The organism is Desulfonispora thiosulfatigenes DSM 11270 (genome assembly GCF_900176035.1).
Classification (GTDB): domain Bacteria; phylum Bacillota; class Peptococcia; order Peptococcales; family Desulfonisporaceae; genus Desulfonispora; species Desulfonispora thiosulfatigenes.
In genome coordinates, this window is sequence record NZ_FWWT01000007.1 from 1 (window position 1) to 12,997 (window position 12,997).

Annotated in this window: 14 protein-coding genes; 2 read left to right on the forward strand and 12 right to left on the reverse strand. The window is 30.3% G+C overall.

Annotated features, from left to right (window positions below):
• On the reverse strand, window positions 1-180 hold a 180-nt coding region (locus B8965_RS01420; RefSeq protein ID WP_159446237.1), incomplete at its 3' end, for a universal stress protein.
• Between the two features lie 192 nt (window positions 181-372).
• On the reverse strand, window positions 373-795 hold the full coding sequence (locus tag B8965_RS01425; protein WP_159446236.1) for a universal stress protein: 423 nt from the start codon (window positions 793-795) through the stop codon (window positions 373-375).
• A gap of 179 nt (window positions 796-974) precedes the next feature.
• Between B8965_RS01425 and B8965_RS01430 the strand changes: the two genes are divergently transcribed.
• Entirely contained in the window at window positions 975-1,151 is a 177-nt protein-coding gene (locus B8965_RS01430; protein ID WP_084052089.1) for a DUF1540 domain-containing protein, read from the forward strand.
• Complete coding sequence (locus tag B8965_RS01435) at window positions 1,151-1,309, forward strand: DUF1540 domain-containing protein (protein ID WP_084052090.1); 159 nt, start codon at window positions 1,151-1,153, stop codon at window positions 1,307-1,309. The genes B8965_RS01430 and B8965_RS01435 overlap by 1 nt, the downstream gene beginning before the upstream one ends.
• 42 nt (window positions 1,310-1,351) lie before the next feature.
• Here B8965_RS01435 and B8965_RS01440 read toward each other — a convergent pair whose 3' ends face one another.
• The 10 genes from B8965_RS01440 to B8965_RS01485 form a co-directional block, all read right to left on the reverse strand.
• Window positions 1,352-2,572, reverse strand: coding sequence for a dicarboxylate/amino acid:cation symporter (locus B8965_RS01440; protein ID WP_084052091.1), 1,221 nt, complete (start codon window positions 2,570-2,572; stop codon window positions 1,352-1,354).
• Between the two features lie 139 nt (window positions 2,573-2,711).
• Entirely contained in the window at window positions 2,712-3,038 is a 327-nt protein-coding gene (locus B8965_RS01445) for a nucleoside triphosphate pyrophosphohydrolase (RefSeq protein ID WP_084052092.1), read from the reverse strand.
• Between the two features lie 78 nt (window positions 3,039-3,116).
• Entirely contained in the window at window positions 3,117-3,422 is a 306-nt protein-coding gene (locus B8965_RS01450; RefSeq protein ID WP_084052093.1) for a carbohydrate-binding protein, read from the reverse strand.
• Window positions 3,423-3,504: 82 nt separating this feature from the next.
• Window positions 3,505-5,901 (reverse strand): DUF2357 domain-containing protein, encoded by a 2,397-nt coding sequence (locus tag B8965_RS01455; protein ID WP_084052094.1) that lies wholly within the window; start codon window positions 5,899-5,901, stop codon window positions 3,505-3,507.
• The gene (locus tag B8965_RS01460) at window positions 5,879-7,510 is read right to left on the reverse strand and encodes an McrB family protein (protein WP_084052095.1); all 1,632 of its coding nucleotides are present in this window, start codon (window positions 7,508-7,510) and stop codon (window positions 5,879-5,881) included. Before B8965_RS01460 ends, B8965_RS01455 begins: the two co-directional genes overlap by 23 nt.
• Window positions 7,507-8,016 (reverse strand): GNAT family N-acetyltransferase, encoded by a 510-nt coding sequence (locus tag B8965_RS01465; protein ID WP_084052096.1) that lies wholly within the window; start codon window positions 8,014-8,016, stop codon window positions 7,507-7,509. Before B8965_RS01465 ends, B8965_RS01460 begins: the two co-directional genes overlap by 4 nt.
• Window positions 8,017-8,025: 9 nt before the next feature.
• Window positions 8,026-9,057, reverse strand: coding sequence for a low-specificity L-threonine aldolase (gene ltaE, locus B8965_RS01470; protein WP_084052097.1), 1,032 nt, complete (start codon window positions 9,055-9,057; stop codon window positions 8,026-8,028).
• A gap of 13 nt (window positions 9,058-9,070) precedes the next feature.
• Complete coding sequence (locus tag B8965_RS01475) at window positions 9,071-10,315, reverse strand: (Fe-S)-binding protein (RefSeq protein ID WP_084052098.1); 1,245 nt, start codon at window positions 10,313-10,315, stop codon at window positions 9,071-9,073.
• A complete protein-coding gene (locus B8965_RS01480; protein ID WP_084052099.1) occupies window positions 10,312-11,520 on the reverse strand; it encodes an FAD-binding oxidoreductase in 1,209 nt (402 codons plus the stop codon). The genes B8965_RS01475 and B8965_RS01480 overlap by 4 nt, the downstream gene beginning before the upstream one ends.
• A gap of 17 nt (window positions 11,521-11,537) precedes the next feature.
• Entirely contained in the window at window positions 11,538-12,923 is a 1,386-nt protein-coding gene (locus B8965_RS01485; protein ID WP_084052100.1) for an FAD-binding oxidoreductase, read from the reverse strand.
• Between the last annotated feature and the right edge of the window lie 74 nt (window positions 12,924-12,997).

Genomic DNA, 12,997 nt, shown 5'->3' on the forward strand with positions numbered 1-12,997 from the left:
TAAAAATTCACTATCTGGTAAAAGTTTTGTTGCGTAGCCTACATTATGCATTTTTTGATGCATTTCAATAACTTGTACAATAACTAATTTGGCTCCTAACTTTTCAGCAAATTCTTTTGCAATACCAAAACTCTTTTGACTAGTTGTAGAACGGTCAATAGGTAATAATATTTTTTTCATATAAGTGCCTCCTTACAAAACTTTGTAATATCTAAATTATTATCCATTATAACTAAAGGTAATGATAAATACTAGCTATTTTTGCAAAAAAATGAATAATCAGTCTAGTAACTTTTATTATTAAGTTATTTTTAATATCATTTACCATTACCCTTTTTAATATATTTATACTTATTAATAACAAATCACCATTTATCTTAACACTAAAACTGGTACCTTCGCATGATGAACTACCTTATTAGTTACACTTCCTAATAGGAATCTCTTAGGTAAAGACATCCCATGAGTACACATCATGATCATATCACAATTTTCTTTTTCACATCTATCCAAGATTATATTAGCTGGTTTTCCTAATTCTATAATAACGTCTACCTTAATCCCATTATCTGTTAAAAACTCTTTTGGTACATCTATAAACTCTTGATAAGCTTTATCAAAATCATCATTTGGTACTGCACCTGCTTCCAGAGAAACAGTATAAGAATTAAAATCGTATTCTATTACATGTAATAGCAAAATTTCTGCTTTAAACTTACTTGCTATATTTTTAACACTTTCCAAGTGTAAAGCGCATAACCCTCCACTATCAATCGGTAATAATATTTTATACACTTTAATCCTCCTCACAATTTTGCATAATAATATAGTGTATTAAAACAATTCATAAAAAGGTCTTAAATTCCAATATATTTTTGTTTTTTTATTAAAAATTTTTTATTGCAAAAATTACCTTAATAAAATACTAGAAAACAGCACAAAATAAGGTCGTGATAACTTGAGGAGGTGTAATAATGAGTAGAGGTAATAGTAGCATTGATTGTAATGTTTGTGATTGTGCCTTTAATCTTGGTTCAAATAATAAGTGTAGCCTTAGTTATATCAAAATCACTAAAAATGGAAACGCCACTTCTATCGAAGGTACTGACTGTGCAAACTTCAAACTTAAATCAGATAAGGGGGAATTTTAATGTCAGGTAATAAGAGTATAGGGTGTTCTGTACGTGAGTGTAAATTCCACGTCGAGTCATCAAATCTTTGTAGCTTAGAGAATATTATGGTTACAAAACACGGTCAAGGTAAAAGCATAGAATGTACAGACTGTGCAAGTTTTAAAGCAAGAAATTAACACAAAAGGTGACTGTCTAATATTCTAGACAGCCACCTTTCTTTATACATTTAAAGGTTCTTTATTATAGTTAATTTCATTTTCTGTAGCACCTACTAAAACAGCTGCAGAAATATCACCTGTGATATTTAAAGTTGTACGTGCCATGTCTAATATACGGTCTATACCCGCTATCAGAGCTATTCCATCAAGTGGTAATCCCACAGATGTTAATACCATCGTAAGCATCACTACTCCCGCTCCTGGAACTCCTGCAGTGCCTATAGATGCTAAAGTGCCTGTTAATACAATTGTAAATTGTTGAGTCAAAGATAAATCCACGCCATATACTTGTGCGATAAATAAAGCACATACGCCAAGATATAAACAAGTACCATCCATGTTTATCGTAGCCCCTAAAGGTAATACAAAACTTGATACCTCATTAGAAACGCCTAAATTTTCTTCCGCACATTGCATTGAAGCAGGTAAGGTACCTGAGCTACTACACGTTGAAAAGCCAACCAATTGGGCAGGTAAAATAGCTTTAAAAAATGCAAGTGGACTTATTTTAGCTGATACCTTTACTACCATTGAATAAACAAAAATAGCATGAATAATCGAGCCCAAGTATACAGTAAGGATAACCCAAAATAATGGTTTTAAGACATCATAACCATATTGAGCCACAATAGGTGCTATAAGGCCAAATACACCATAAGGAGCTAAAGACATTACAAAATCAGTAATTTTAAACATCACTTCGGAAAAACCATCAAAAAAACTTTTAACAACCTTACCCTTTTCACCAATAACTGTTAAACTAATCCCTACGCATAAGGCAAAGAAAATAATTTGAAGCATATTTCCTTCTACAAGAGACTTTAAAGGGTTTTCCGGTATAATATTTAAAAAGACATCAATAATAGGAACTATTTCTTGACTTTCAAACTTAGCATCAACAGCTAACTTTAGACCAGTACCAGGCTCTATAATATTAGCTAAAGTCAAACCAATAACTATAGCAACTGCCGTTGTAGCCATATAATAAATAAACGTTTTTCCACCCATTCTGCCTAACTTTTTGATATCACCTACACTAGACGCTCCCATCACTAAAGTAGCAAATACAAGTGGCGCAATAATCATTTTTATTAAACGCAAAAACAATAATCCCAGAGGTGCAATAAAAGTACTAGTTATATTTTCCGGTATAGCCAATCCAACTAAAACACCCAGAAATAATCCAATGAAAATTTTAGTAGAAATATTTAACTTTTTCATTAGGTCACTCCTTTCAAGAAAATTTAATCAATTAAAAAGCTTAACCTTATCATTTTAAATCATTTGTCAGTTTTTGTCGAATACCTTTATAAGACGTTATTTTACTCTTATTTACAGTTTTGTTTCTATATAAAAAGGCTTACTCAACCGAGTAAACCTTTTCTAATACTAATCCTTCTTTAAAACTGCCTCTAGTTAATACCTTTGTTTGTCTTATCTTTTCTATATCATCCATATTTAACTTATGTACTTGATTTGCTAAAGCATAAATAACCTCTAATATATCGGCTAATTCCTCAGGGTCAAAAGATTCAAGATATTCATTTACTTCTTCTTTAAGTTTGTCCACTAACATTTTACGGAAAAAATCATCATCAATTATTTTTGATATTTCTACCTTTTTACCGTCATTTTCAATTATTTGAGGAATTTTATCTCGGACTAGCTTTTTATATTCAATGATCATTTTCCTACCTCCCCTGTGAATTAGCTTTGATTTAAACAACTAGATTATTAAATATAATTTAATAATCTAGTTGAGTTTCTACTGCAAATCCAGACTATAATTTGCTCCATTATTATTGTCCCAATTATCAGCACTATCCCTAAAACATAGATTTAATTTGCTTCCATTTGGAACAGTTATATCAGAATAAAATCTGTTATTTTTTCTTTTCATTTTATAATCTTTTACATTTTCCCAACTATCTGAATAATTTGTAACTCCACAATGAACATAAATTTCATCAGCTCCTGATTGAACTAGTTCACCTTCATAAGTTAATTTCACAACTTTATTTGCCTTAACTTCCCTCGGGGTTACAAATATACCACTATGAAAAAGATCCATTTAAAATAACCTCCTTTTCTGATACTTATTTATTATGCCCAAAATGGAGATTAAAATTAGTTGTTTTCTTTGTTAGGGTTAATCAAGTTCTAATAATATCTCTAATTATTTTTCCTGGTGTCCTTGAAAATTCTTGTAGTGAAATTTTTTTAATTTGATCCTTTTTATAGATAAGTACTATTTCTTTATCGTCTAGGTGAACTATTTTATCATCTATTTTAAAACTAGCAATATTTGAATTATCCTTTTCTAATGAAACTTGCACCTTTTGTGACCAACGCTTTAATTCCATCCATAATCTGAATTCCAGCTCATCTTTTATGCAAAGTTCTTCAGAAAATTCACAATTCTTAAGTAAGTAATAGGTTGTATACATAATTGTTCTAAGACTATTTCCTTTAATCAAAATAGGATTATGTAAAACTTCCCACTTTTCAACTTCAAACTTAACATATAAATTATCTGCTTTTTTTATTTGCTGGGGCAATTCTTTAATTTCTTTGCGCGGTAAAACTATTATATTTTTAATTTTACCATAATATTTAATACCTGCGCTGTCTTTAAACAAGTTTTTTGATTGATAAATAGCGATATATTCTAAGTTGTTTTTATACATATTAATATTTTTTAACCTTGTATGATAAAAATTATTATTAAGATTAATTGTTAATTGTTCTCCATTACTCAAAGTTCCTAGCAATACATTTCTTTGTTTATAATATTCAGGTTTAAGATATTCAGTTGTACCTATTTGTTCAATACTTCGTTCAAAAGATGAATAGGATGATTCCTTAATAAGTTCATCTAAAAATTCTTCCATTAAATTTGTTGCAGTAGGTAAAAAGGGAAAACCACCTATATTTACCGACTTAATACTTTTATAAAATTTATGTTCTTTATATTCAGTTTCATTTTTATATGGAAATAGAACATATGCACCAAAAATATCCCTCTTAATCTGATTTTCAGTATTTTTACTAGTATGAATAATTGCATCTCGATATCTATGCATAGCATTAATATCTTCTTCCATAGGACCAGTAGCTCCATTTAATTTTTTCTCCCCTGAGATAGAATATTTAAAATCAACCTTATACTTTGCATCAAATATGTAATTATATTTAACATCACTATTTGCTTTTTTTAGAGAAAAAACATTATCAGGTTTCTGTCCTACAGTTACTGATTCCATCCCCAGATTATAAGAAACAGTAAAGACTTCTCCGTTTTGGGGATTTAAATATTTAGCAGAAGTATTCTTTCCTTTTTTTAAGGTTACAAAAACACCATTATTATTTATTTTTATTAAGTCAGTTTGTAAAAGCTGATATTTTTTCTTTAAGATGCTATTTATTTTTATAAAGCACCAATATTCATATAACACAGATAAATCTTTGATAGATAAATTAAACATATCACCTTGTAGTCTCAGACCTTTTTTAAGCATTAAATAATATTTATAAATATCTTTATATCCTGGTGCCATCTTGATAACTAAGGATGATGAATCTTTTGGAGCAAACTTGCTTACTTTTTTCCAAGTATCATTATACATAATTCGATTTAGGCTTTTAATAATATTATCAATACTCTTTACAATTAATTCATCCTGTTCTCTGTTTAAACTTAAATATTTTATTCTAAATTCTTTCAATCTACCCGCAATCTCTAATACCATATATTTTGTAAATTGGTTTTCATACGTATCTACAGTATTTTCTTTTCTTATTTCTAAAGCTTTAATTGCCACATAATGGCCACCTTTTCTCATTACATTTTGCGGATTTTTCTCTAGCCATCTAGTTGTTTTAGAACTATATTTCTTCGTTTTATGAAAAGGAAGTACTTGCTCATTTTTAATTAATTTATGGTGAGGATTACTATTAATAATTTTTAACGCTTGCATAAAATTATTAATAATCAACTGTAAAATGCTATAAAATTCAGTTAGACTACTTGAATTTTTTTCTATTAAGCTTGTTTGTAGATATGTTCTTTTTAAAAAATCAAAAGATAAATTATAGATTTCTTCATTTACATCATGCAAGATTTGCTGGTAATCATCTTTATAATCTATTTTAGTAGGAAAAACTTCTAGTAATAATACTAAATTTCGTTTTTTATTTAGCATTATAACTAGTTCAGTCAATCCTATATCACCTTGAAAATTAATAATGCCTGAAAGCACTCTTTTGCTTTTTGAAGTAAAATTTATTTGATTACGTAACAATATATTTTCATGGTAGAATTCAATTTCATCCTCAATAAATTTCTTTTCAATTATTAACTCATAATTCGTATATTCAAAAAGAATAGGTCCTTCACTTATTTTAAAATTTTCCATAAACTCATCTTGACAAAAAACTTGAAATTTATTTTCAGTATTTCCATAATCTTTATATTTACCTGTCAACGTTAAATATAAAGATTCAGTTTCTATGCTTACTAAAATATGATTACCAGAATGTAGTGAATCCATCACTTTCTAACCTCCTAGTCATATCACATATCTTGTAAGCAGATTTTTTAAATAATACTACTTCAGTGTTTTTTGCTAAATAAGCGTACATTTTGTCAGCTATTTCGTTAGAATATAGGTCATATTCTAAGGTTTGATCTGTAACATAAGAAAAAAGATTAACTAGAATCTTTTTTATCTCGATATCATTACCTTGGATTTTAGGAAGAATCTTTTGTAAAATACTAAAATCAAGAGCTTTGTTAAATTTAAAGATATTTTCTTTAACAGAGTAAATAACATAAAAAACTATTTCATCTCTAACCCTATATCCAAACTGCATATTTCTTTCAGCTAAGATTTTGTTTAAATTAATTAAATGATCAATCGCCTTTTCAGCTATGTTTCTTTCATCTAGACAATCTTTTAATATTAAATACTCAGACTTTAAACTCTTGTTTGTAATTATTATTTCTTCCTTTTCTTCATCTTCTGCTACATCGTCAAAATTAAATTCTAAATCTACACATGAAAACTCAATAGTATTAGCACGATCTAGAACCTTTTTACTGAAAGAATATGTGGTTTCGTCCATATTAACTGTGCCTATTATGTATAAATTTTCTGGTAGATATAATTCTTTATATTTATCTTTTGCTTCGCTATCTTCGCCAAACACGTCTTCTGATAAAAGCTGGTTAGTTACTATGGTATCTTTTTGTTCCCTGGTCTCCATAACTGATAACATATCACTAAAGTAATATTCCACTCTGGCCAAATTCATTTCATCTAAACATAAAAAATAAGGATAATTAAGATTTTCAGTAGCTTCTTTGATAACTTTAATTACCGGTCCAGGATTATACTTTCCATCGATATTTTTATAGCCTAACAAATCAGAGGGATCAGACCAATCGGGTCTAACAGGGATTAAACTAAATCTCCTATTACTTGTATTTGCCCCAATTGCTTCAGCAAAAAGCTTAACTAATTTACTTTTTCCAGTTCCTGATAAACCTGCTAATAAAACAAACGGTTTTGTCTTTAAGGATAAATAAAAATTAGCAATATCCTCATAAGTATAAAAATAACCTTTTCCTTTGATATAAGCATGGATATTACTAATTATTGCTTCAGTTTCATCCTGTGTTTCATCTACTTCTGCCTCAACATCTATATTTTCCTTTTCTAACATTTCAAAATACCTCTTTAATTTATCCTGTAAGATATCTTTTATTTTTTGTAAATCTTCTTGATTATTTATTTCTTGCCATAACTTGCTAGGAAATTGTACAAATTCGCTTTCTCCAGTTATTGTTTTTTCTATATATCCTTTGCTAGATATAACACTATAGGCATTATCATTAATCATACTTTTTAATTTGTTAATGTCTAAACTTTGATTATTTTTACTTAAAACTGAACTTTTATCCTCTAAAATAAATCCATTCTCTTTTCTTTCCAGAAAAAAATTTTGTATCCACTTTAAGACATCGCTGTAGTTTGCTCTGCCATGTTCATCAAGGTTATACAACATCCCAAGTAGTAACAAAAGTTTATATGACTTCTGATACTTATTTCTTTCTAATACACCAATTGGTCCGATATATTCTAAAAATTCTTTTTTCATTTCAGCCCATGCACCTGTTCATATAAAGTATCCCTAACATCTACAAATTCATCTTTTACTAAGTTATTTGGATAGGACATTATCATTAAAGGTACTGGTTTTTTACTTTCATCATAGGCAGGTTGGACATAGTCATAACTATTTAATTTAAATCCTAATCTTTGATAAAAGTTAATTCTTCTCTTTGCTATTTCTGTGTCGGGAGGTTCTACTTCGAGAACAATTTTAGTTGGATATTCTTTTATTAGCCCTTGGTACATTTTTTCACCATGACCCTTACCCCTTACTTTCTGATGGGTAGCAGCATGTTCTACATATAAAAAATCGCCTAATTCCCAAACTGTACAAAATCCAATAGTTTCGTTTTTTGCTTTATATGGTAATATCTTATATTTCGGATTATCTAATAACCTTTTTTGTGCTTGTAAATTTCTTTTTTCATCTTCAGGAAATGAGTCATTGTATATTTCCCAGAATACTTCCCAGGTTTCTTGTAAAGAATCCATAACCTTACCTCAATTCATGATATTATTAAATACTTCTAGGGTATAATTGATATCTTCTGTAGTGATATCTAAATGGGTCACAAGTCTAATTCTTTTATCAGTAATACTTCCTGTTAATACTCCATTTTTCTCTAATTCCGTTACTAATTCGTCTGCCCCTAGTTCAGGCTTAGTGATATCTATCATTACTATATTAGTATGAAGTGTTTCTAAATCTATCTTTAATCCGTTTAATTTATTTATACCTTCTGCTAATATTTTAGCATTATTATGGTCTTCAGCTAATCTTTTACGATTATTTTCTAAGGCATAAATTCCAGCAGCTGCTAAAATTCCTGCTTGCCTCATTCCTCCACCTAACATTTTCCGGTATCTTTTAGCACCAGTTATAAATTCCCTACTACCTACTAACATACTTCCTACCGGTGCTCCGAGTCCTTTAGAAAGACAAAACATCATAGAATCGACATCTTTAACGATTTCCTGTGGCGAAGTGTTTAAATATGCTGCAGCATTAAAAATTCTAGCTCCATCTAAATGAACTTTAAGACCATTTTCCGTAGCGATTTGAGCTAGTTCTGAAATTTCATTTGCCGTAGAAACTAATCCACCAGCCATATTATGTGTATTTTCTAAGCACAGTAAAGTTTGCTTAGGGGCATGAATATCAGGTGCTTTAATAGCTCTTTTTAATTGTTCTGGCATAATTTTTGCCTTTTCTCCAGCAATAAGTGTAGGTAGCACTCCCGCTAAAAGAGCAATACCACCCACTTCATAATTGTAGATATGAGATCTTTCTTCGAGGATAATTTCTTCTCCTCTCTCAGTGTGCACCAGTACTGCTATTTGATTTGCCATGGTTCCTGTAGGTACAAATAATGCTGCTTCTTTTCCCATAAGCTCAGCTGACATTTCTTCTAATTTATTAATTGTTGGGTCTTCTCCATAGACATCATCGCCTACTTCTGCTTCCATAATTGTCTGGCGCATTTCTAGTGATGGTTTCGTTACTGTATCGCTTCTTAAATCAACAATTTTCATCTTTAGATTCTCCTTATCTATTATCGTAAGCTAAAGCTAATAACTCTATGGGATGTTTTACTTCTCCAGGGATTTCATTTAACTTTAAGCCTGATTGTAATTGCATAGTACATGCTGGGCAAGATGTAGCTATAATAGATGCTCCTGTCTTTTGAAAATTATCTATTTTTCGATTAATAATGTTTTTTGAGATTACCGGATTGAAAATTCCATAAGATCCTGCTCCTCCACAACAAGTATCAGCTTCATCCATTTCTACAAATTCTATTCCAGGAATATTTTCTAATATTTTACGAGGTGCGTTTTTCACTTTTAAATATCTAACGCCATGGCATGGGTCATGATAGGTCACCCTTCTAGTTACCTTTCCCATTTCCTTTTTATACCCATATTTTAATAAGAAAGTGCTGATATCAATAATTTTGTCATAAATTTTATTAGCCATTATTTTATAAGTTTCATCATCTTTAAATAATTCTTTATAATCTCTAAGCATTGATCCACAGGTTTGACAATCTATGATAATGACTTCTGTATCTAAACAGCTAAGTATTTCTACATTTTCCTGTGCTAATTTTATATATTCATCTTGGTTTCCAGCACTAAAATGAGGGGCACCACAACACTTTGTCTCTGGTACTAATACCTCATAACCATTTTCTTGTAATACTTTGATTGTTGAGATAGCAACATTAGGAAAGAAATTATTTACCGAGCATCCTAAAAAATACCCAACTTTTTCTTTAGGGTCAAGTGATCTATATAATAGTTTTTTTAATCTTGAACGCACATTTTCTTTAGGTATATCGGGGAGTTTGCTATCAAGATTTTTAAATCTATCGCTTAAAGTTAAAACGCTTTGAGTGCCACTAGTTTGATAAAAACGCATTAATTTAATAACTCTATCTGTTTTCTTATTATCTGAAAATACATTTTTTAGTAATACCCTTTTAGCTAGGGATAGCCCTTTTATTTTGGTAGTTTCATTTCTCATTTGAGCAATTAATTCAGTAGTATTTACTCCTGCCGGGCATTTTTCTACGCAAGCACCACATAATAAGCATTCATTTATATACTTTTCTAATTCTGGTTCTTCTTTAAGATTAAGTACACCTTCTAAAGTCATACGAATTAATTTGTTTCGGCCACGAGCTAGTTGAAATTCATTTCCTGATGTTTTATAGGTAGGGCATACTTCTTGGCAAAAGCCACAACGATTACATTTCATCACCATTTCTAATAATTCATCTTTATTCATAGCAAGTTACCCCTTAAAGCTTTACTTTGTGGTATTAAAACTGAATTTGGATCTACTTTATCTTTAATTCTTTGTAGTAGCATCCCATAACCCGTTCCCCTACTTGGCTTAACCAATACTTTATCATCATATATTAAGGTTCCTTCTAAAGATTTAAGTATTGTGGCTAAATTTTGCAAATACCGTTCTGGACTTTTACTTATCTCAAACTCTATAATTCCATTTGTTAAATTTCCTTTAAAACTTAAATATTTTTGATATTTAGTAGCTAAATTTTCTAATACTTCAATTCCTTCTATGATGTTTTCTAAAGATAATGCAATCATTCCTTTATAACTACTTGCATCAATTATGTTTCCTGTAATTTTATATAGCTCATATTTCCTGCGCAGTAGTTCTGCCTGATGCCTGATTGTTTCAGAAAATCCTTCTAACTTAACCGTTAGATAATATCTTTGTTCTTTATTGTAAATGTTAATAGTAGCTAAACTTATTTTTTCTCGAAAGAGAGCAATTACTATTTTCTTAATTTCTGTAAGATCGTAACTATTAAAAGTAAGAGTTAAATTTTTTTCTGGTCTAGGTTTTATTTTTAAAGTAGCTTTAGTTATTATGCCAAAATTGCCCCATGAGCCTGCTAGTAATTGGCTAATATCATATCCTGTTACATTTTTGACTGTTCTTCCTCCAACCTGCACAATTTCACCTTCTGGTGAAACAAATTCAAGCCCTAGTACATAAAATCTAGCACTTTTATAGATATATCTATTTTCACCATATCTATTTGATGCTATTTGCCCTCCAATGGTAGAGTTTTCATCAGTATCCATTGGATAAAAAAGGTTATCCTTTTCTAAATATTCTTGTAAATCTTTCGTTGTCATCCCCGCTTCGACCTCTATACTTAAGTTATGAGGACGATATTCCATTACCTTGTTTAAATCTTTCGTAGAGAGAATTATTCCCTTTTGAAGCCTATCTACACCTTTTGCAAACATAGAGCCACTACCAATTGGATAAATAGCAAATTCATGCTCATTGGCAAGTTTTACTAACTTTGCAATTTCTTCAGTATTTTGAGCATACACAATATACTCTGGTTTATATTCTGAGCCTAATGCTTTATATGAATCTGTTAATTCAGAATATATATGTTTTTCATCGATGGCTTTAGTAAGTATTTCATAGAGCTGGTTGTTTTCCACTTTATTACCCCCTTACCTTAGATGTCATCTGGTAATACTTTGTCAGCGTTTAATAACCCTTTAGGATCAAAGGCATCTTTTATTTTTTTCATATATTTTAAACTAGTTTTTGAATATGCATCTACCATATATTTCTTTTTCTCCAAGCCAATTCCATGTTCCCCTGATAAACTTCCACCTTGATAAAACGTTTCTTTTATAATTTTATCACAAGCTTTTTCTACTTTTAACACTTCTTCAGGAATTCGATGATCATAATAAAGTGATGGGTGTAAATTACCATCACCTGCATGAGCAACTTGCCCAATAATGATTTGATATTCATCTCCTATTTGAGCTATTTTTTTAAGCATTGTAGCTATTCTATCTCTTGGTACAACTATATCGTGACTTATATTTGCAGGTTTTAATTTACCTAACGCTCCATTAACTGATCTCCTAGCTGTCCACAGTTCTTCTCTTTCTTTCTCGTCTTTAGCTAATTTATAGTCATAGCCTAAATTTGCTTTAAAAGCACGCATAATGCTCGTCACTTGAAAATTAGTTTCTGTAGGAAAACCATCTACTTCCACTAATAAAAAAGCTGCTGCCTTTTTGGGTAAACCTAGTTTAGCATGTTCTTCTACTGCCCTAATTACAGTATTGTCCATGATCTCCATCGTAGTTGGGATTACTCCACTTGCTATTATTTGCGCAACACAATTACCAGCATCTTCTATACTATTAAAAGTCGATGTCATAGTTTCCACAGATGGATTTAAACGACTTAGGGACAAACACGCTTTTGTTACGATTCCAAAGGTTCCTTCGGAGCCACAAAATACATAAGTTAAATCTACTTCAGGCAATATTTCCGAACTTAAATTCCCTGTTTTAATTATTTCGCCTGTTGGTAAAACGACTTCTAATCCCAAAACATGGTCTCTCGTTGAGCCATATTTAACGCCTTTAATTCCTCCCGCATTTTCAGCTATATTTCCTCCTATTGTAGAAATATTTTGACTAGCTGGATCCGGTGCAAACATTAAATCATACTTTTTAGTTGCTAATTGCAATTGTTTATTTGTTAAACCTACTTCTACTAAAGCAGTTCTATCTATTGAGTTTATATCTAATATTCTGTTCATTCTAGTAAAAGACAAAACGATACTCCTCTTTGGAGGTACCGCCCCTCCACTTACTGAAGTCCCTGCCCCTCTTGGCATAATAGGAATATCATATTTATCTGCTACTTTAACTATTTCTGCTACCATTTCAGTAGTTGATGGAAATAAAACCACCATAGGCTCTCCTTGATACGGAGAAGCATCATATGAATATGTTTCAAGGGCTAATTTATTAGTAATTATATTTTCAAGACCTACAATTTTTGTAAGTATTGTTTTTAGTTTTTTATCCAGCATTTTAATCACCTTTTTATATACGTTTTATATCTTTTAGTATAATACAAATCGTGAAATATTTCTGTATATTTAAA

Coding starts and splice junctions, on each gene's coding strand:
- B8965_RS01440 (WP_084052091.1), bottom strand. CDS start 2,572: ATGAAAAAGTTAAATATTTCTACTAAAATTTTCATTGGATTATTTCTG.
- B8965_RS01445 (WP_084052092.1), bottom strand. CDS start 3,038: ATGATCATTGAATATAAAAAGCTAGTCCGAGATAAAATTCCTCAAATA.
- B8965_RS01430 (WP_084052089.1), top strand. CDS start 975: ATGAGTAGAGGTAATAGTAGCATTGATTGTAATGTTTGTGATTGTGCC.
- B8965_RS01455 (WP_084052094.1), bottom strand. CDS start 5,901: ATGGATTCACTACATTCTGGTAATCATATTTTAGTAAGCATAGAAACT.
- B8965_RS01460 (WP_084052095.1), bottom strand. CDS start 7,510: ATGAAAAAAGAATTTTTAGAATATATCGGACCAATTGGTGTATTAGAA.
- B8965_RS01475 (WP_084052098.1), bottom strand. CDS start 10,315: ATGAATAAAGATGAATTATTAGAAATGGTGATGAAATGTAATCGTTGT.
- B8965_RS01435 (WP_084052090.1), top strand. CDS start 1,151: ATGTCAGGTAATAAGAGTATAGGGTGTTCTGTACGTGAGTGTAAATTC.
- B8965_RS01450 (WP_084052093.1), bottom strand. CDS start 3,422: ATGGATCTTTTTCATAGTGGTATATTTGTAACCCCGAGGGAAGTTAAG.
- ltaE (WP_084052097.1), bottom strand. CDS start 9,057: ATGAAAATTGTTGATTTAAGAAGCGATACAGTAACGAAACCATCACTA.
- B8965_RS01465 (WP_084052096.1), bottom strand. CDS start 8,016: ATGGATTCTTTACAAGAAACCTGGGAAGTATTCTGGGAAATATACAAT.
- B8965_RS01485 (WP_084052100.1), bottom strand. CDS start 12,923: ATGCTGGATAAAAAACTAAAAACAATACTTACAAAAATTGTAGGTCTT.